This window comes from Kitasatospora azatica KCTC 9699 (assembly GCF_000744785.1).
In the GTDB taxonomy this organism is placed as follows: Bacteria; Actinomycetota; Actinomycetes; order Streptomycetales; family Streptomycetaceae; genus Kitasatospora; species Kitasatospora azatica.
Genome location: NZ_JQMO01000003.1, coordinates 4,754,163 through 4,772,349 on the forward strand (window position 1 = coordinate 4,754,163; position 18,187 = coordinate 4,772,349).

At 71.6% G+C, this 18,187-nt stretch carries 17 protein-coding genes; 16 read left to right on the forward strand and 1 reads right to left on the reverse strand.

Annotated features, from left to right (window positions below):
- Window positions 1–6 precede the first annotated feature (6 nt).
- Window positions 7–549: a hypothetical protein gene (locus BR98_RS31820; RefSeq protein ID WP_035850306.1), complete on the reverse strand. Its 543-nt coding sequence runs from the start codon at window positions 547–549 to the stop codon at window positions 7–9.
- A gap of 82 nt (window positions 550–631) precedes the next feature.
- On the opposite strand from BR98_RS31820, the gene hisI reads away from it, so the two are divergent.
- The 16 genes from hisI (at window position 632) to BR98_RS31890 (ending at window position 17,882) form a co-directional block, all read left to right on the forward strand.
- Complete coding sequence (gene hisI, locus BR98_RS31825; protein WP_035850308.1) at window positions 632–1,015, forward strand: phosphoribosyl-AMP cyclohydrolase; 384 nt, start codon at window positions 632–634, stop codon at window positions 1,013–1,015.
- A 35-nt stretch (window positions 1,016–1,050) separates the two neighbouring features.
- Window positions 1,051–2,571 (forward strand): anthranilate synthase component I, encoded by a 1,521-nt coding sequence (locus tag BR98_RS31830; protein WP_035850310.1) that lies wholly within the window; start codon window positions 1,051–1,053, stop codon window positions 2,569–2,571.
- A 90-nt stretch (window positions 2,572–2,661) separates the two neighbouring features.
- Window positions 2,662–3,282, forward strand: a complete 621-nt coding sequence (locus BR98_RS31835) for a TIGR02234 family membrane protein (RefSeq protein WP_035850312.1) — start codon at window positions 2,662–2,664, stop codon at window positions 3,280–3,282.
- Between the two features lie 147 nt (window positions 3,283–3,429).
- A complete protein-coding gene (locus BR98_RS31840; RefSeq protein WP_035850314.1) occupies window positions 3,430–3,711 on the forward strand; it encodes an HGxxPAAW family protein in 282 nt (93 codons plus the stop codon).
- Window positions 3,712–3,990: 279 nt separating this feature from the next.
- Complete coding sequence (locus tag BR98_RS31845; RefSeq protein ID WP_232247742.1) at window positions 3,991–4,431, forward strand: DUF2752 domain-containing protein; 441 nt, start codon at window positions 3,991–3,993, stop codon at window positions 4,429–4,431.
- A gap of 230 nt (window positions 4,432–4,661) precedes the next feature.
- A complete protein-coding gene (trpC, locus tag BR98_RS31850; RefSeq protein WP_035850318.1) occupies window positions 4,662–5,468 on the forward strand; it encodes an indole-3-glycerol phosphate synthase TrpC in 807 nt (268 codons plus the stop codon).
- 6 nt (window positions 5,469–5,474) lie between these two features.
- The gene (trpM, locus tag BR98_RS42705; protein WP_368666561.1) at window positions 5,475–5,624 is read left to right on the forward strand and encodes a tryptophan biosynthesis modulator TrpM; all 150 of its coding nucleotides are present in this window, start codon (window positions 5,475–5,477) and stop codon (window positions 5,622–5,624) included.
- Between the two features lie 37 nt (window positions 5,625–5,661).
- Window positions 5,662–6,894, forward strand: coding sequence for a tryptophan synthase subunit beta (trpB, locus tag BR98_RS31855; protein ID WP_035850321.1), 1,233 nt, complete (start codon window positions 5,662–5,664; stop codon window positions 6,892–6,894).
- A gap of 2 nt (window positions 6,895–6,896) precedes the next feature.
- The gene (gene trpA, locus BR98_RS31860; protein ID WP_035850322.1) at window positions 6,897–7,706 is read left to right on the forward strand and encodes a tryptophan synthase subunit alpha; all 810 of its coding nucleotides are present in this window, start codon (window positions 6,897–6,899) and stop codon (window positions 7,704–7,706) included.
- Window positions 7,707–7,894: 188 nt separating this feature from the next.
- Window positions 7,895–8,071 carry a hypothetical protein gene (locus tag BR98_RS39825; protein ID WP_157538011.1) on the forward strand — a complete coding sequence of 59 codons (177 nt, stop codon included), beginning with the start codon at window positions 7,895–7,897 and terminating at the stop codon, window positions 8,069–8,071.
- 110 nt (window positions 8,072–8,181) lie between these two features.
- The gene (locus BR98_RS31865; protein ID WP_035850324.1) at window positions 8,182–8,631 is read left to right on the forward strand and encodes a MauE/DoxX family redox-associated membrane protein; all 450 of its coding nucleotides are present in this window, start codon (window positions 8,182–8,184) and stop codon (window positions 8,629–8,631) included.
- Between the two features lie 65 nt (window positions 8,632–8,696).
- A complete protein-coding gene (locus tag BR98_RS31870; protein ID WP_035850326.1) occupies window positions 8,697–9,572 on the forward strand; it encodes a DsbA family protein in 876 nt (291 codons plus the stop codon).
- Between the two features lie 89 nt (window positions 9,573–9,661).
- Window positions 9,662–10,534, forward strand: coding sequence for a prolipoprotein diacylglyceryl transferase (gene lgt, locus BR98_RS31875; RefSeq protein WP_051970563.1), 873 nt, complete (start codon window positions 9,662–9,664; stop codon window positions 10,532–10,534).
- 108 nt (window positions 10,535–10,642) lie between these two features.
- Window positions 10,643–11,386, forward strand: coding sequence for a VIT1/CCC1 transporter family protein (locus BR98_RS31880; protein ID WP_035850329.1), 744 nt, complete (start codon window positions 10,643–10,645; stop codon window positions 11,384–11,386).
- Window positions 11,387–11,761: 375 nt separating this feature from the next.
- Complete coding sequence (gltB, locus tag BR98_RS31885) at window positions 11,762–16,360, forward strand: glutamate synthase large subunit (RefSeq protein ID WP_083977226.1); 4,599 nt, start codon at window positions 11,762–11,764, stop codon at window positions 16,358–16,360.
- A complete protein-coding gene (locus tag BR98_RS31890; protein ID WP_035850333.1) occupies window positions 16,353–17,882 on the forward strand; it encodes a glutamate synthase subunit beta in 1,530 nt (509 codons plus the stop codon). Before gltB ends, BR98_RS31890 begins: the two co-directional genes overlap by 8 nt.
- The last annotated feature ends 305 nt before the right edge of the window (window positions 17,883–18,187 follow it).

Consider the following 18,187-nt stretch of genomic DNA (forward strand, 5'->3'; position numbering starts at 1 on the left):
CGAGACTCAGCCGACCGGCTTCAGTGCCGCCGTCAGCTTTGTACCACCCTCACGCTGTGACGCGGTCAGCAGGCAACTGACGTCCCGAAGGCCCTGGTTGTAGTAGGCCAGCGAGGGTCCCATCGGGAAGCTGTACCAGGTGCCGCCGCCCTGCACGGCCTCCCAGGCCGTCACCGCGGAGTCACAGGCCTTCAGCATCGCCTGGGAGATCTGGCTCTCCTTGGTCAGCCCGTCCGGCAGCAGCGGATTGGCGATCGCCTCGGCGTCGTGCGGGCCCTGGCAGGGGCGCGCCTCGGCCACCGTGATCACCGGGCTGAGCTGCGGATGGTCCAGGCAGGTCCCGACCGCAAACCACGGGTACGGGACGTGCTTGGTCGGGCTGGGCGAGGGCGACGGGGACGGCGAGGCCGAGGGGCTGGGCGGCGGGGGCGCGGCGGCCGGGTGCTTGGCGCTCGGCCACAGCAGCACCGCCGTCACCCCGGCGGCGACGAGCAGCAGCACGACGGCGAGCGCGGCCAACCGGCCGACGGGACGCGCGGACTGGGTCATGCGCACCAGAATCCCGCAGCGCGACCGCTCCCGTGCGGCTTTCCACGAGATCGTCGCCCCCGGGCCTGCCAGAATGGTCCCCATGTCCTCCGTACCGACGCCCAGCCCCGCCGCTCCCGGCAGCACCGACCTCGACCCGGCCGTCGCCGCCCGCCTCAAGCGCACCGCGGACGGCCTGCTGCCCGCGATCGCGCAGCAGTACGACACCGGCGAGGTGCTGATGCTCGGCTGGATGGACGACGAGGCGCTGCACCGCACGCTGACCACCGGCCGCTGCACCTACTGGAGCCGCAGCCGCCAGGAGTACTGGGTCAAGGGCGACACCTCGGGCCACCTGCAGCACGTCAAGTCGGTCGCGCTGGACTGCGACGGCGACACCCTGCTGGTCCAGGTGGACCAGGTCGGCGCGGCCTGCCACACCGGCGCCCGGACCTGCTTCGACGAAGACGTGCTGCTCGCCTCCTGACCCCGACCCTGACTCCAAGGACTGGTGCCCTCCTCATGGACCTCGACGTCTTCCGCAAGCTCGCCGTCGACACCCGGGTCATCCCGGTCACCCGGCGGCTCCTGGCGGACGGCCTGACGCCGATCGGCCTCTACCGCAGCCTGGCGGCCGAGCGGCCCGGCACCTTCCTGCTGGAGTCCGCCGAGCAGGGCCGCAGCTGGTCGCGCTACTCCTTCGTCGGGGTGCGCAGCGCCGCCACGCTGACCGTGGACGAGCAGGGCCAGGCCCGCTGGCTCGGCACCCCGCCGGTCGGCATCCCGCGCGACGGCGACCCGCTGGAGGTGCTGCGCGCCGCGCTCACCGCCCTGCACACCCCGCGCCACCTGGACGACGGCCTGCCCCCGCTCACCGGCGGCCTGGTCGGCTACCTCGGCTACGACATCGTGCGCCGGCTGGAGAAGCTGCCCGAGCTCACCCCGGACGACCTCAAGCTGCCCGAGCTCACCATGATGCTGGCCACCGACCTCGCGGTGCTCGACCACGCGGACGGCACGGTGCTGCTGATCGCCAACGCGGTCAACCACAACGACCAGGCCGGCGGCGTGGACGAGGCCTACGCCGACGCGGTGGCCCGGCTCGACGCGATGGAAGCCGAGCTGCTCAAGCCGGTCGACCCGGGCCTGGCCACCTTCACCCCCATGGCCGCTGACGCCGTGTCACCCTTCGGCGGGGCGCCCTACCGGGCCGCCGTCGAGGAGGTCAAGGAGAGGATCCGGGCCGGCGAGGCCTTCCAGGTGGTCCCCTCGCAGCGGTTCGAGGCGCCCTGCCCGGCCTCCGCGCTCGACGTCTACCGCGTGCTGCGCACCACCAACCCCAGCCCGTACATGTACCTGTTCCGCTTCCCCGCCCCGGACGGCGGCGCCGAGGGCGGCTTCGACGTGGTCGGCTCCAGCCCCGAGGCCCTGGTCAAGGTGACGGAGGGTCAGGCGATGATGCACCCGATCGCCGGCACCCGGCACCGCGGCGCCACCCCGCAGGAGGACGCCGACCTGGCCGCCGAGCTGCTCGCCGACCCCAAGGAGCGGGCCGAGCACCTGATGCTGGTCGACCTCGGCCGCAACGACCTGGGCCGGGTCTGCACCCCGGGCAGCGTCGAGGTGGTCGACTTCATGTCGATCGAGCGCTACAGCCACGTGATGCACATCGTCTCCACCGTCACCGGCGAGGTCGCCCAGGGCCGCACCGCCTTCGACGTGCTCACCGCCTGCTTCCCGGCCGGCACCCTCTCCGGCGCCCCCAAGCCGCGCGCCATGCGGATCATCGAGGAGCTCGAACCCACCCGCCGCGGTCTGTACGGCGGCTGTGTCGGCTACCTGGACTTCGCCGGCGACGCCGACACCGCGATCGCGATCCGCACCGCCGTGCTGCGCGACCACACCGCCTACGTCCAGGCCGGCGCCGGCGTGGTCGCCGACTCCGACCCGGCCAGCGAGGACACCGAGTGCCGCAACAAGGCCGCGGCCGTCCTGCGGGCGGTCGCCACGGCCAACACCCTGGTCACCCCGAAGCTGGGTTGACCCGGTGCGGGGGTGAATCGGTGCTCGGTTGACCCGGTGCCGGGTTGACCCGGTGCTCGGTGCGCGGCGGGCTCGGGGGATAGTGGAGCGGTGACCGCTATCCCCGCTCCCCGTACCGAGCCCGTCCCCGATGCCCGCGCCGCCGCGCGGCGCAGTCTCGGGTCGATGCTGCTGTTCACCGTGCTCGGCGCGGTGCTGGTCCTGTGGGCCGTCGGGCGGACCTGGGCCGAGGGGAAGGTGGCCGGCGGGCTCGAGGTGAGCGCCTCGGGGAGCGAGATCTCGGGGCTGCCGGGGGCGCTGGCGCTGGTCGGGCTGGCCTCGGCGGTGGCGGTCTTCGCGGTGCGCGGGCCGGGGCGGCTGGTGGTCGGGGTGCTGCTCACCGTGGCCGGCCTGGGCGCTGCCGCCGGTGCCGCGCTCGGGGCCGCGGACAGCGGCGCGGTGAACGCCACCGCCGCCCGCAAGCTCGCGCTCACCGGCACCACGGCCGAGCAGGTCAGCCACACCGCCTGGCCCTGGCTGGCGCTGGTCGGCGGCCTGCTGCTGGCGGTGGCCGGAGCGCTGACGCTGCTGCGCGGCCGTGACTGGCCGAGCATGGGCGCCCGCTACGACGCGCCGACCTCCGCCGCTCCGGCCAAGCAGGCCAAGGCCGCGAGCACCCCCGCCGACCTGTGGAAGGCCCTGGACCGCGGCGAGGACCCCACCGCGAGCTGAGCGGGCCGGCCGGCGCCGGCTGACCAGGCGCTGCCCGGGTCACGGTTTCGTCAACCGTGACGGTCCTCACTGCGACCCCGCTTTGGGGCGCCGAACGGCGTCCGCAACAATGGGGGAGACAGGACCGCAGAACCAAGGAGTACCCGGATGTCAGCGCAAGCCCATGGACACACCCCCGCGGCCTGGACCGGGGTCGTCATCTCCTTCGTCGGCTTCTGCGTCAGCGGCGCTGCCATGATCATGGCCTCGGTGCTGCTGTTCTGGGTCGGCATCCTGGTGATCCTCGGCGGCGGCGCCGTCGGCCTGGCCATGAAGATGGCCGGCATGGGCAAGCAGCCCAACGAGCAGGTCGAGAAGTACAAGGCCGAGTTCCGTGCGGCCCGCGAGGGCGCGACCGCGCCCGAGGCGGTCACCGCCGGCGCGCACTGACGCCGACTGACCGCATCCCACCACGTCCCGGACCGGGGCGCCGGGCCCACCAGCCCGGCGCCCCGGTCCGCGCGCGTTTCGGGCCGGGTTGGGTTCGGCCTGAGCGGCGTTCGGCCCGAGCCGCGTTCGGGCCGAGCCGCGTTCGGGCCGAGCCGCGTTCGGGCCGGGTTGGGTTCGGGTCGCGCGCGTCTCCCGTCCCGGCGCACGGGCCGGCCCCGCACTCCGGCCACTCGCGCGGCGTAGCGCGGCGGGCCTGCGAACGGGGGGAGAATCACCCCCGTGACCGCCTCCAGCACCCCGGCCGGCGCGCCCGCCGCGCTACGCCGCCTCGTCCGTCCGCTCACCGCGCTCGCCGCCACCGCCGTGCCCACGCTGTTCGTCGCCACCGTGGACCCGAACAGCCCGGGCCACTACCCGACCTGCCCGTTCCTGCAGGCCACCGGCTGGTGGTGCCCGGGCTGCGGCGGGCTGCGCTGCGTGCACGCGCTGACCCGGGGCGAGCTCGACCAGGCGATGCACGACAACCTGCTGGCCGTGGTGCTGTTCGGCGTCCTCGGCGTGCTCTGGGTGCGCTGGGCCTGGGCGGCGCTGACCGGTGGCCGCCCGCCCCGGGTGGAGATGGGCAGGGGTCGGCTGGTCGGGCTGGTGCTGGTGCTGCTCGTCTTCACGGTGCTGCGCAACCTGCCCGCCGGAGCCGGTCTGGCGCCCCCGCTGGTCTGACGTTCCATTCTGCGGCCGTACCTGCCCCGACCTGCCCGGCTGCAGGTCCGCTCCGCGAGACGCGCGCCGGGCGGATGCGCCCCGCGCGCCCCGGTGCCGATACCATCGAGTTGCCGATGGGGGCGCCGGAGCAGTTCCATTCCGCGCCGCCGATCGGATCATCCGGCTGGCAGATTGATGGGGGCGCCCGTCGTGAGCGAGCGAAGCGAGCGAGCCAAGGAGGCGGGCGCATGAGCGTGCTCGACGAGATCATCGACGGGGTCCGGCAGGATCTCGCGGAGCGGCAGGCCCGGGTCTCCCTGGACGAGCTCAAGGAGCTGGCCGCCAAGGCTCGCGACGCCAAGGACGGCGTGGCCGCCCTGCGCGGCGAGGGCGTGCGGGTGATCTGCGAGGTCAAGCGCTCCAGCCCGTCCAAGGGCGCGCTGGCCGCGATCGCCGACCCGGCCGCCCTCGCGGTCGACTACGCGGCCGGCGGTGCCGCGGCGATCAGCGTGCTCACCGAGCAGCGCCGGTTCGGTGGCTCGCTGGCCGACCTGGACGCGGTCCGCGCGGCGGTGGACACCCCGCTGCTGCGCAAGGACTTCATCGTCACCGCCTACCAGCTCTGGGAGGCCCGGGCGCACGGCGCGGACCTCGCGCTGCTGATCGTGGCCGCGCTCGACCAGCCGGCCCTGGTCTCGCTGATCGAGCGGGCCGAGTCGATCGGGCTGACCCCGCTGGTCGAGGTGCACGACGAGGAGGAGATCGCCCGCGCGGTGGACGCCGGTGCGCGGATCATCGGGGTGAACGCCCGCAACCTCAAGACCCTCGAGGTGGACCGCAACACCTTCGCCAACGTGGCGCACGCGATCCCGGACCACATCGTCAAGGTGGCCGAGTCCGGTGTCCGCGGCCCGCACGACCTGATCGCCTACGCCAACGAGGGCGCGGACGCCGTCCTGGTCGGCGAGTCCCTGGTGACCGGCAAGGACCCGAAGGCGGCCGTCGCCGATCTGGTCGCCGCCGGCGCCCACCCGGCCCTGCGCAACAAGGGCTGAATCGACATGTCCCTCGCCTCCCGCCTCGCTCCCGGTTGCCGCCCGCGCGGCTGCCGGGCTCCGGCTCGCCGGGTCCTGGGGCGGCGGGTGCGGTACGTGATCGGCTGCGAGCCCGGCCAGGTCCCGGGTCGGCGATGGCGTCGGACGCACGGCTGAGCTCCGTTTCGTCCGTTTCGTCATCTAAGGATTCAGCATGGCTGACAATCTGACGGGCCCTCAGGTGCCCGATGCCCGTGGCTACTTCGGTGCCTACGGCGGCCGTTTCATCCCGGAGGCGCTGATCGCCGCCGTGGAGCAGGTCGCCGAGGAGTACGAGAAGGCCAAGAACGACCCGGCCTTCATCGCCGAACTCGATCTGCTGCTCAAGGACTACACCGGCCGTCCGAGCCCGCTCACCGACGTGCACCGGTTCTCCGCCGAGGCCGGCGGGGCCCGGGTGCTGCTCAAGCGCGAGGACCTCAACCACACCGGCTCGCACAAGATCAACAACGTGCTCGGCCAGGCGCTGCTCACCCGCCGGATGGGCAAGACCCGGATCATCGCCGAGACCGGCGCCGGCCAGCACGGCGTGGCCACCGCCACCGCCTGCGCGCTCTTCGGCTTCGAGTGCACCATCTACATGGGCGAGGTCGACACCGAGCGCCAGGCACTCAACGTGGCCCGGATGCGGATGCTCGGCGCCGAGGTGGTGGCGGTCAAGTCCGGCAGCCGCACCCTCAAGGACGCCATCAACGAGGCCTTCCGCGACTGGGTGGCCAACGTCGACAACACCCACTACCTGTTCGGCACCGTGGCCGGCCCGCACCCGTTCCCGGCCATGGTGCGCGACTTCCACCGGGTGATCGGCATCGAGGCCCGGGCCCAGGTGCTGGAGCGGACCGGCCGACTGCCGGACGCCGTGGTCGCCTGCGTCGGCGGCGGCTCCAACGCGATGGGCATCTTCCACGAGTTCATCCCGGACGCCGGCGTGCGGCTGATCGGCTGCGAGGCGGCCGGCGAGGGCGCCGACACCCCGCGCCACGCGGCCACCCTGACCAAGGGCGACCCCGGCGTGCTGCACGGCGCGCGCACCTACGTGCTGCAGGACGAGGACGGCCAGACCATCGAGAGCCACTCGATCTCGGCCGGCCTGGACTACCCGGGCGTCGGTCCCGAGCACGCCTGGCTGAAGGACACCGGCCGGGCCGAGTACCGCCCGGTCACCGACGACGCGGCCATGCAGGCACTGCGCCTGCTTTCCCGCACCGAGGGCATCATCCCGGCCATCGAGAGCGCCCACGCACTGGCCGGCGCACTGGTGCTGGGCCGCGAGCTCGGCCCGGACGCCACCATCCTGGTCAGCCTCTCCGGCCGCGGCGACAAGGACATGCACACCGCCGCGCAGTACTTCGGCCTCTACGACGACGCTGCCAACGGGGGTAACTGACCATGGGATCCAAGCTGAGCGGCCTGCTCGCCGCCGCCAAGGCCGAGAACCGCGCCGCGCTGATCGGCTACCTGCCGGCCGGCTTCCCGAGCGTCGAGGGCGGGATCAAGTCGATCAACGCGCTGCTCGAGGGCGGCTGCGACATCGTCGAGGTCGGCCTGCCGCACTCCGACCCGGTGCTGGACGGCGCGACCATCCAGACCGCGGACGACATCGCGCTGCGCGGCGGGGTGCGGATCAAGGACGTGCTGCGCACCGTGCAGGAGGTCGCCGCGGCCCACCCGGCGGCCGCGGTACTGGTGATGACCTACTGGAACCCGGTGGACCGCTACGGCACCGCACGGTTCGCCGCCGACCTGGCCGCCGCGGGCGGTGCGGGGGTGATCCTGCCGGACCTGCCGGTCGAGGAGTCCGAGGAGTGGCGCAAGGCGGCCGCCGAACACGGGCTGGACACCGTCTTCGTGGTCGCTCCGTCCAGCCAGGACAAGCGGCTGGCGCAGGTCACCGCGGCGGGCAGCGGATTCGTCTACGCCGCCGCCGTGATGGGCGTGACCGGCAGCCGGGCCCAGGTCGGCGAGCTGGCCGAGGACCTGGTCGCCCGCACCCGGGCCACCACCGAGCTGCCGGTCTGCGTCGGCCTCGGGGTCTCCACCGCCGCCCAGGCCGCCCAGGTGGCGGGCTTCGCCGACGGTGTGATCGTCGGCTCGGCCTTCGTCCAGCGGATCCTGGACGCGGACGGCGACGAGCCGGCCGCGCTCGCCGCGGTCCGCGAGCTGGCCGCCGACCTGGCGCAGGGCGTGCGCTCGCGCTGAGCAGCTCTCCTGACGGCCCGTCACTCCCGCAAGGGGTGGCGGGCCGTCGTGCTACGCCGACCCGAACGGGTGAATTCGACGGGCCTGACGTGTCATCGCCTCGGTGCTGGCGTTGCATCAGGTGTCGCACGGGGAACGCATTCGACCTCTGCCGTTCGTACACTTCTCAACCATCGGGAGATGTCGCCGTGGTCGGCCTGCACCGCGCGGTACTGCTCAGGGCGGCCGCCGCCGCACTGGTGCTGGCGGCGGCCTTCGGCGGCGAGCACGCGGTGGGGCACGCGTTGGCCAAGCGGGGCGCGGAGCTGACGGCGCACCAGGCGGACCTGCATCCCGGGCGCCACGCCGGCAAAACGGACAGGTGACCCATCCTCACCCAATCGGGTGAATAGGGCAATGTGGAGTAAACAGTGGAAATCCCCTACGGTTCATCAGGTGGCTCCGGCGAGAGCTGATGTCCGAGAGGGGGAGCGCCATGCAGGAGTGGATCAGTACCGCGGCCAGGCTCGGCCTGGCGGTGGTCTGGGCCTGGGCCGGACTCGCCAAGATCTCCGACCCGGCGGTGGCCGCCCAGGCGGTGCGGGCCTACCGGATCCTGCCGGAGGGGCTGGTCAAGCCGGTCGGCTACGGCCTGCCGTTCCTGGAACTCGCCCTGGCGCTACTGCTGATGGTCGGCCTCGGGGTGCGGATCGTCGCAGTGATCTCGGCGCTGCTGCTGCTGACCTTCATCGCCGGGATCAGCTCGGCCTGGGCGCGCGGCATCTCGATCGACTGCGGCTGCTTCGGCGGGGGCGGGGCGGTGGACTCCTCCAAGACCCAGTACCTGCAGGAGATCCTGCGCGACTGCGGGTTCCTGCTGCTGGCGCTCTGGCTGGTGTTCCGGCCGCGCTCCAAGGCCTCGCTGGACGCCTGGCTGTCGCTGTGACCGCCGTCCCCGCGACCGCCGTGCACGTGAACGCTGTGAACTAATCCTCCTGGAAGCTGAAGGAATTGAGCGAGAAGAACCGAGAAGGCAAGCGCACGGCCCGCGAGAAGATGATCGAGGAGCGGGCCGCCCAGGAGGCCAAGGACGCCCGCCGTCGGAAGCTGATCATCCTCGGTGCGGTGCTGGTGGTGATCGGGGCCGGTGTCGGCGTCGGCATCGCGGTGCAGAACAACCGGTCCAGCTCGGACACCCCGAAGGCCGCACCGGCCGGCGCGATCGGCAACAAGAACCTGGTGATCCCGGACGGCCCGGCCAACGCCCCCTCCACGCTCACCGTCTACGAGGACCCGCGGTGCCCCGCCTGCGGCCAGTTCGAGCGTGAATTCGCGCCCACCGTCGACCAGTTGCAGGACCAGGGCAAGCTCTACGGCAACTACCACATCGTCTCGTTCATCGACCGGCACGACGGTGGCAAGGGCTCCAAGAACGCCGCCAACGCGCTGGCCTGCGCCCAGGACGCCGGGTACTTCCGCGCCTACCACGACGTGCTCTACAAGAACCAGCCGGACGAGACGGTGGACACCTGGAAGGACAAGTCCAAGCTGATCGACCTGTCCAAGCAGGTCCCGGGCCTGGACTCGCCGACCTTCGAGGGCTGCGTCAACACCAACAAGTTCGGCAGCTGGGTGTCGGCCGTGGAGCAGGACTTCGACAAGTCCGGCTACTCCTCCACCCCGACCGTCCTGCTCAACGGCAAGCCGATCTACCCGAAGAACGGCAATGACGAGATCACCCCGGACAACCTGGTGAAGTGGGTGAACGAGGCCAACCAGGGCAAGCCGCTGGGCACCACCGGCAACGCCTCGGCCAGCCCCGCGCCGACCAGCACCGCCGCTGAGAGCGACCCCAACCTGCAGCCCTCGGGCGGCGCCACGCACTGAGTACCCCTCCCGTTCGGGATGCCGTGTCCGAACCGGTATCCCGGGCGGTGCAGGTCTCAAGGTCACGACACGGTAGCGTCGGTGGTGCCATGGAACTCGCTTACATCCCGAGCCCGTCGCGGGGCGTCCTCTACCTGGGACCGATCCCGCTTCGCGCGTATGCCTTCTGCATCATCATCGGTGTCGCCGTTGCCGTCTGGCTCGGCAGCAAGCGCTGGGTCGAGCGCGGTGGAGCCAAGCACACGGTCGGCGACATCGCGGTCTGGGCGGTGCCGTTCGGCCTGGTCGGCGGCCGGCTCTACCACGTGATCACCGACCACCAGCTCTACTTCGATCCCGGGCAGAACCCCTGGAACGCCTTCAAGATCTGGGAGGGCGGCCTCGGGATCTGGGGCGCGATCGCGCTGGGCGCGGTCGGCGCCTGGATCGGCGCCCGCCGCCGCGGCGTCCCGCTGCCGGCCTGGGCCGACGCGGTCGCGCCGGGCATCGCGCTGGCCCAGGCCTGCGGGCGCTGGGGGAACTGGTTCAACCAGGAGCTGTACGGCCGGTCGACCTCGCTGCCCTGGGGCCTGCACATCCACAAGGTCAACGCCGACGGCACGGTGACCGACGGGATCTTCCAGCCGACCTTCCTCTACGAGTCGCTCTGGTGCGTCGGGGTGGCGTTCCTGGTGATCTGGGCCGACCGCCGTTTCCAGCTGGGCCACGGCCGGGCCTTCGCGCTGTACGTCGCGGCCTACACGGTGGGCCGGTTCTGGATCGAGTACCTGCGGATCGACGAGGCGCACAAGCTCCTCGGCCTGCGGCTCAACGACTGGACCTCGATCCTGGTCTTCATCGGCGCGGTGGCCTACTTCGTGATCGTCGGCAAGAAGCGCCCGGGCCGCGAGGACCCGGACAGCATCGACCCGGCGGCGAAGGTCGTGGCCGACGCCGAGGAGAGCAGCAACAGCACCACCTGACCCACTCGTGGTCGGCAGCCGTGGTCAGCAGTCGAACGCGCTGGTCAGCGAGGTAAGCCAGGACTTGCTTGCTAGAAAGTGTCAGATCATCGGACTACTTTCAGTGCCATGAGCGCCGTCACCACTGAACCCGTCACCCACGAACCCGCCATGCCGCGGGTCCCGGCCGAGGGCCACCACCGCGACGTCAACGGCGGCTGGTTGCGCCCGGCGGTCTTCGGTGCGATGGACGGACTGGTCTCCAACTTCGCGCTGATGACCGGTGTGGTGGGCGGCGCGGCAAGCAGCAGCACGGTGATCCTCACCGGCCTGGCGGGCCTCGCGGCCGGCGCGTGCTCGATGGCGGCGGGGGAGTACACCTCGGTGGCCTCGCAGCGCGAGCTGGTCGAGGCCGAGATCGAGGCCGAGCGGCTGGAGCTGAGCCGCAACCCGCAGGGCGAGCTGGTCGAGCTGGCGGAGGTCTACATAGCCCGCGGGGTCGAGCCGGAGCTGGCCCACGAGGTGGCCCGCCAGCTCACCCGCGACCCCGAGAAGGCGCTCGAGGTGCACGCCCGCGAGGAGCTCGGGATCGACCCGCACGATCTGCCGAGCCCGCTGGTCGCCGCCGTCTCCTCCTTCGGCTGCTTCGCGCTCGGCGCGCTGCTGCCGCTGCTGCCCTACCTGCTGGGCGCGACCTCGCTGCTGCCGGCACTGATCCTGGCGGTGCTCGGCCTCTTCCTGTGCGGCGCCGTGGTGGCCCGGGTGACGGCGCGCAGCTGGTGGTTCAGCGGCCTGCGTCAGCTGGTGCTGGGCGGCGCGGCGGCCGGGGTCACCTACCTGCTCGGCTGGCTGATCGGCGGCCACATCGGCTGACCCGCCCTGTGCGGAACGTCACGCGGATGAGCGCATAACCATACGGAATCTCAGGCATGGGCGGCTGTTGACCATCGGTCGACAGCCGCTCGCTTGCTCCGGACGGGTGGAATCGCAGGCGGGCTGTCGGCGGTCGCTGTCGACGATCGTTTCGCCCCTGTTTCGGCAGGCGACCGGCAGGGCACACTGGAGGCAGTCGCGCCGCCCGGTTACCACCCAGTAATGGCCTCTGACCTGGGCGAGTGTCCGCCATGTGGACGAAGAATTCCACTTCCCGGGATTTGCGGCATCATGTAACCTGCACGAAATCGCAGAGGGCCAACGTCGTCCCTGTTGCACTTGCACCTTTTGCCAAAGACGACGACGGGAGAGCCGATGCTGTCTGCATCCATGCACTCCGCCAACGAGCCCCAGGGCAGCAGCCGCTCTCCCTATGCGCTCGTTCCGGATGCGCGACCTGCTGCTCAGGGCCTGTACGACCCGCGAAACGAGCACGACGCCTGCGGCGTCGGCTTCGTCGCCACGCTGACCGGCATCGCCGACCACACCATCGTCGAGCAGGCGCTCACCGTCCTGCGCAACCTGGAGCACCGGGGTGCCACCGGCGCCGAGCCGGACTCCGGTGACGGCGCGGGCATCCTGACCCAGATCCCGGACGCCTTCCTGCGCGCCAACGTCCCGTTCGAGCTGCCCGAGGCCGGCTCCTACGCGGTCGGCATCGCGTTCCTGCCCGACGAGGACGCCGCTGACGCCGCCGCGGTCGCCCAGGTCGAGGCGATCGCCGCCGACGAGGACGTCACCGTGCTCGGCTGGCGCGAGGTGCCCGTCGCTCCCGACCTGCTGGGCGCCACCGCCCGCTCGGTGATGCCGCGCTTCCGTCAGGTCTTCCTGGCCGCCGAGGGCAAGGCCGGCATCGAGCTCGAGCGGCTGGCCTTCGTGGTCCGCAAGCGCGCCGAGCGCGAGGCCGGGGTGTACTTCCCCTCGCTGTCGGCCCGCACCATCGTCTACAAGGGCATGCTCACCACCGGGCAGCTGGAGCCGTTCTTCCCCGACCTGTCGGACCGGCTCTACGCCTCCGCGATCGGCCTGATCCACTCCCGGTTCTCCACCAACACCTTCCCGAGCTGGCCGCTGGCCCACCCGTACCGGTTCGTCGCGCACAACGGTGAGATCAACACCGTCAAGGGCAACCGGAACTGGATGACCGCGCGCGAGTCGCAGCTGGCCACCGACAAGATCCCTGGCGACCTGAGCCGGATCTTCCCGATCTGTACCCCGGACCACTCCGACTCGGCCTCCTTCGACGAGGTCCTGGAGCTGCTCCACCTGGGCGGGCGTTCGCTGCCGCACTCGGTGCTGATGATGATCCCGGAGGCCTGGGAGAACCACGCCACCATGGAGCCGGCCCGGCGCGCCTTCTACCAGTACCACTCCAACCTGATGGAGCCCTGGGACGGCCCGGCCTGCGTCACCTTCACCGACGGCACCCAGATCGGCGCCGTACTGGACCGCAACGGCCTGCGCCCGGCCCGGTACTGGATCACCGAGGACGGCCTGGTGGTGCTCTCCTCCGAGGTCGGTGTGCTCGACATCGACCAGGAGAAGGTGGTCAGGAAGGGCCGGCTGCAGCCCGGCAAGATGTTCCTGATCGACACCGCTGAGCACCGGATCATCGAGGACGAGGAGCTCAAGTCGGCGCTGGCCGCCGAGCACCCGTACGAGGAGTGGGTGGCGGCCGGTCAGATCCAGCTCTCCAAGCTGCCGGAGCGCGAGCACATCGCGCACACCCACGCCTCCGTGACGCGCCGTCAGCAGACCTTCGGCTACACCGAGGAGGAGCTGCGGGTCATCCTCGCGCCGATGGCCAAGACCGGCGGCGAGGCGCTCGGCTCGATGGGCACCGACTCGCCGATCGCCGCGCTCTCCGAGAAGCCCCGGCTGCTCTTCGACTACTTCGTGCAGCTCTTCGCACAGGTCACCAACCCGCCGCTGGACGCGATCCGCGAGGAACTGGTCACCTCCCTGCTGAGCAACCTCGGCCCCGAGGGCAACCTGCTGGCCGCCGAGGCCGCGCACTGCCGCTCGGTCGGCATGCCGTTCCCGGTGATCGACAACGACGAGCTCGCCAAGCTGATCCACATCAACGCCGATGGGGACCAGCCCGGGCTGAAGGCCGTCACGCTGTCGGGCCTGTACAAGGTCTCCGGCGGCGGCGAGGCGCTGGCCGCGCGGCTCGCGGCGATCGCGGCCGAGACCGACGCGGCGATCGCCGACGGCGCGCGGATCATCGTGCTCTCCGACCGCCACTCGGACGCCGAGCACGCCCCGATCCCCTCGCTGCTGCTCACCTCCGCGGTGCACCACCACCTGATCCGCACCAAGCAGCGCACCCTGATCTCGCTGCTGGTCGAGGCCGGCGACGTCCGCGAGGTCCACCACGTGGCGCTGCTGATCGGCTACGGCGCGGGCGCGGTCAACCCGTACCTGGCGATGGAGACGGTCGAGGACCTGGTCGCCCAGGGCACCTTCCTGACCGGCATCGAGCCGGAGAAGGCGATCAAGAACCTGATCAAGGCGCTCGGCAAGGGCGTGCTGAAGGTGATGTCCAAGATGGGCATCTCCACCGTCGCCTCCTACCGCGGCGCTCAGGTCTTCGAGGCGATCGGCCTGTCCCAGGAGACCGTGGACGCCTACTTCGCCGGTACCACCACCAAGCTCGGCGGCATCGGCCTGGCGGAGATCGCCAAGGAGACCGCCGCCCGGCACGCCAAGGCCTACCCGGCCTCCGGCATCCCGGCCGCGCACCGCGCGCTGGAGATCGGCGGCGAGTACCAGTGGCGCCGCGAGGGCGAGCCGCACCTGTTCGACCCGGACACCGTCTTCCGCCTGCAGCACTCCACCCGCAGCCGGCGCTACGACATCTTCAAGCAGTACACCGAGCGGGTGAACTCGCAGTCCGAGCGGCTGATGACGCTGCGCGGCCTGTTCAAGTTCAACGGCCAGGGCCGGACGCCGATCTCGATCGACGAGGTCGAGCCGGTCTCCGAGATCGTCAAGCGGTTCTCCACCGGCGCCATGTCCTACGGCTCCATCTCGATGGAGGCGCACGAGACGCTGGCCATCGCGATGAACCAGCTGGGCGGCAAGTCCAACACCGGTGAGGGCGGCGAGGACCCGGAGCGCCTCTACGACCTGGCCCGCCGCTCGGCGATCAAGCAGGTCGCCTCCGGCCGGTTCGGCGTCACCTCCGAGTACCTGGTCAACGCGGACGACATCCAGATCAAGATGGCCCAGGGCGCCAAGCCCGGCGAGGGCGGCCAGCTGCCCGGCCACAAGGTCTACCCGTGGGTCGCCAAGACCCGGCACTCCACCCCGGGTGTCGGCCTGATCTCGCCGCCGCCGCACCACGACATCTACTCCATCGAGGACCTGGCTCAGCTGATCCACGACCTCAAGAACGCCAACCCGGCGGCCCGCATCCACGTGAAGCTGGTCTCCGAGGTGGGCGTGGGCACCGTCGCGGCGGGCGTCTCCAAGGCGCACGCGGACGTGGTGCTGGTCTCCGGCCACGACGGCGGCACCGGCGCCTCGCCGCTCACCTCGCTGAAGCACGCGGGCGGTCCCTGGGAGCTCGGCCTCGCCGAGACCCAGCAGACCCTGCTGCTGAACGGGCTGCGCGACCGGATCGTGGTCCAGACGGACGGTCAACTGAAGACCGGCCGCGACGTGGTGATCGCCGCGCTGCTCGGCGCCGAGGAGTTCGGCTTCGCCACCGCGCCGCTGGTGGTCTCCGGCTGCATCATGATGCGGGTCTGCCACCTGGACACCTGCCCGGTCGGCGTCGCCACCCAGAACCCGGTGCTGCGCGAACGCTTCTCCGGCAAGCCGGAGTTCGTGGTCAACTTCTTCGAGTTCATCGCCGAGGAGGTCCGCGAGATCCTCGCCGAGCTGGGCTTCCGCTCGATCGAGGAGGCCGTCGGCCACGCCGAGCACATCGACGCGACCGCCGCCATCGACCACTGGAAGGCCGCCGGCCTGGACCTGGCGCCGCTCTTCCACGTCCCCGAGCTGCCCGAGGGCGCGGCCCTGCACTGCACCACCACGCAGGACCACGCGCTGGACAAGGCGCTCGACAACCAGCTGATCGAGCTGGCCGAGGACGCCCTGGAGCGCGGCGACGCGGTCCGGATCCAGCTGCCGATCCGCAACGTCAACCGCACGGTCGGCACCATGCTCGGCCACGAGGTGACCAAGCGGTACCGCGGCGAGGGCCTGCCGGAGGGGACGATCGACGTCACCTTCAGCGGTTCCGCAGGTCAGTCCTTCGGTGCCTTCGTGCCGAACGGCATCACGCTGCGGCTGGAGGGCGACGCCAACGACTACGTCGGCAAGGGCCTGTCGGGCGGTGTGATCGTGGTCCGTCCGGCCCGCGAGGCCGCCGCGATCGGCGCCGACGCGCAGGCGCACGTGATCGCCGGCAACACCATCGGCTACGGCGCCACCTCGGGCCGGATCCACCTGCGCGGCAAGGCCGGTGAGCGTTTCGCGGTCCGCAACTCCGGTGCCACCCTGGTGGTCGAGGGCGTGGGCGACCACGGCCTGGAGTACATGACCGGCGGGCGGGTCGTCATCCTCGGCGAGACCGGCCGCAACCTGGCAGCCGGTATGTCCGGCGGCATCGCGTACGTCCTGGACCTGCGTCCGGCCAATGTCAACGGCGGCATGGTCGGCATCGAGGCCCCCGACGCCGAGGACCGCGACTGGCTGCGCGAGATCGTGCAGCAGCACTACGAGGAGACCGGCTCGACGGTTGCCGCCGAGCTGCTGGCCGACTGGGGCGGCGGTGTCAGCCGCTTCACCAAGATCATGCCCACCGACTACAAGGCTGTGCTCGCCGCCAAGGACGCCGCTGAGCGCGCTGGTCTCACCGAGACCGCTATCACTCGCAAGATGATGGAGGCGGCACATGGCTGACCCCAAGGGCTTCCTGACCACGCCCAAGCAGCTGGCGGAGCGCCGCCCGGTCGACGTTCGCCTCCGTGACTGGAACGAGGTCTACGTCGAGCGCAGCCTCCTGCCGATCATCACCAAGCAGGCCGGCCGCTGCATGGACTGCGGCATCCCGTTCTGCCACAACGGCTGCCCGCTCGGGAACCTGATCCCCGAGTGGAACGACCTCGCCTTCCGGGACGACTGGTCCGGCGCGATCGAGCGGCTGCACGCGACCAACAACTTCCCGGAGTTCACCGGGCGGCTGTGTCCCGCGCCGTGCGAGTCGGCCTGTGTGCTGGGGATCAACCAGGACGCGGTGACCATCAAGAACGTCGAGGTCACCATCATCGACAAGGCCTGGGACAACGGCGGGGTCCGCCCGCAGGCCCCCGAGCGGCTGTCCGGCAAGACGGTCGCGGTGGTCGGCTCCGGCCCCGCCGGCCTCGCCGCCGCCCAGCAGCTCACCCGGGCCGGGCACACCGTCGTGGTCTACGAGCGGGCCGACCGGATCGGCGGTCTGCTGCGGTACGGCATCCCCGAGTTCAAGATGGAGAAGCGCCACATCAACCGCCGCATCGAGCAGATGCGCGCGGAGGGCACCCGGTTCCGCACCGGCGTGCACGTGGGCGAGGACATCACCGGCCAGCAGCTGCGCGACCGCTTCGACGCGGTCGTGGTCGCCGCCGGCGCCACCACCGCCCGCGACCTGCCGGTGCCCGGACGCGAGCTCAAGGGCATCCACCAGGCGATGGAGTACCTGCCGCTGGCCAACAAGGTGCAGGAGGGCGACTTCGTCGAGCCGCCGATCAGCGCCGAGGGCAAGCACGTCATCGTGATCGGTGGCGGCGACACCGGCGCCGACTGCCTGGGCACCGCGCTGCGCCAGGGCGCCGCCTCGGTCACCCAGCTGGAGATCATGCCGCGCCCCAGCGACAACCGGCCGGCCGGCCAGCCCTGGCCGACCATGCCGATGACCTACAAGGTCACCTCCGCGCACGAGGAGGCCATCTACGTCCGAGAGACGAAGACGGTGGCCGGCCAGGCAGAGGGACCCTCCTCGCCGGAGGCGGGCAAGGAGGGACGGGTCTACTCCGTCAACACCACCCACTTCAGCGGCGACGAGGACGGCAACGTCCAGGAACTCCACCTGGTCGAGGTCGAGTTCAAGGACGGCCGGTTCGAGCCGGTCCCCGGCACCGAGCGCGCCATCCCCGCGCAGCTGGTCACCCTGGCCATGGGCTTCACCGGCACCGACGTGAAGAACGGCCTGGTCGAGCAGCTCGGCGTCGAGCTGGACGCGCGCGGCAACGTCGCGCGGGACGGCAAGTTCGCCACCAACGTGGACGGCGTCTACGTCTGCGGCGACGCCGGCCGCGGCCAGTCGCTGATCGTCTGGGCGATCGCCGAGGGCCGCTCCGCGGCCGCCGCGGTCGACTCCTACCTGGGCGGCAAGACCCCGCTGCCCGCCCCGATCCGCCCCACCGACCGCCCCCTGGTTGTCTGACAGTCGGCGGTCCGACCCTCCCGCACACCGCCCGGCACGCCGGGCCGCACCAACCGCTGACCCGTCAGAGCCGCCGGTCCCTCAGCGGAGCACCACGACGGCGCCTGCCCCCACCCCGACCAAGCGGGGGGCAGGCGCCGTCGGCGTGCTCGGCCGCTGATCCGTCGGTGCTGAGCTTCACCGTGCCGAGTTTCAGCGTCCCGAGCTTCAGCGTGCCGAGTTTCACCGCGCCGAGTTTCACCGTGCTGACCTGATCGGCACCGCCGTGCACCGGGACCGTCCCGGTCCCGTCACGGCCGGTGCGA

What these genes read in the sequence shown, in the direction of transcription:
- trpA (WP_035850322.1), top strand. Translation starts at nt 6,897, where the DNA reads ATGGGATCCAAGCTGAGCGGCCTGCTCGCCGCCGCCAAGGCCGAGAAC.
- lgt (WP_051970563.1), top strand. Translation starts at nt 9,662, where the DNA reads ATGGAACTCGCTTACATCCCGAGCCCGTCGCGGGGCGTCCTCTACCTG.
- gltB (WP_083977226.1), top strand. Translation starts at nt 11,762, where the DNA reads ATGCTGTCTGCATCCATGCACTCCGCCAACGAGCCCCAGGGCAGCAGC.
- BR98_RS31820 (WP_035850306.1), bottom strand. Translation starts at nt 549, where the DNA reads ATGACCCAGTCCGCGCGTCCCGTCGGCCGGTTGGCCGCGCTCGCCGTC.
- BR98_RS31865 (WP_035850324.1), top strand. Translation starts at nt 8,182, where the DNA reads ATGCAGGAGTGGATCAGTACCGCGGCCAGGCTCGGCCTGGCGGTGGTC.
- BR98_RS31890 (WP_035850333.1), top strand. Translation starts at nt 16,353, where the DNA reads ATGGCTGACCCCAAGGGCTTCCTGACCACGCCCAAGCAGCTGGCGGAG.
- BR98_RS31840 (WP_035850314.1), top strand. Translation starts at nt 3,430, where the DNA reads ATGTCAGCGCAAGCCCATGGACACACCCCCGCGGCCTGGACCGGGGTC.
- trpM (WP_368666561.1), top strand. Translation starts at nt 5,475, where the DNA reads ATGTCCCTCGCCTCCCGCCTCGCTCCCGGTTGCCGCCCGCGCGGCTGC.
- trpC (WP_035850318.1), top strand. Translation starts at nt 4,662, where the DNA reads ATGAGCGTGCTCGACGAGATCATCGACGGGGTCCGGCAGGATCTCGCG.
- trpB (WP_035850321.1), top strand. Translation starts at nt 5,662, where the DNA reads ATGGCTGACAATCTGACGGGCCCTCAGGTGCCCGATGCCCGTGGCTAC.
- hisI (WP_035850308.1), top strand. Translation starts at nt 632, where the DNA reads ATGTCCTCCGTACCGACGCCCAGCCCCGCCGCTCCCGGCAGCACCGAC.
- BR98_RS31880 (WP_035850329.1), top strand. Translation starts at nt 10,643, where the DNA reads ATGAGCGCCGTCACCACTGAACCCGTCACCCACGAACCCGCCATGCCG.
- BR98_RS31830 (WP_035850310.1), top strand. Translation starts at nt 1,051, where the DNA reads ATGGACCTCGACGTCTTCCGCAAGCTCGCCGTCGACACCCGGGTCATC.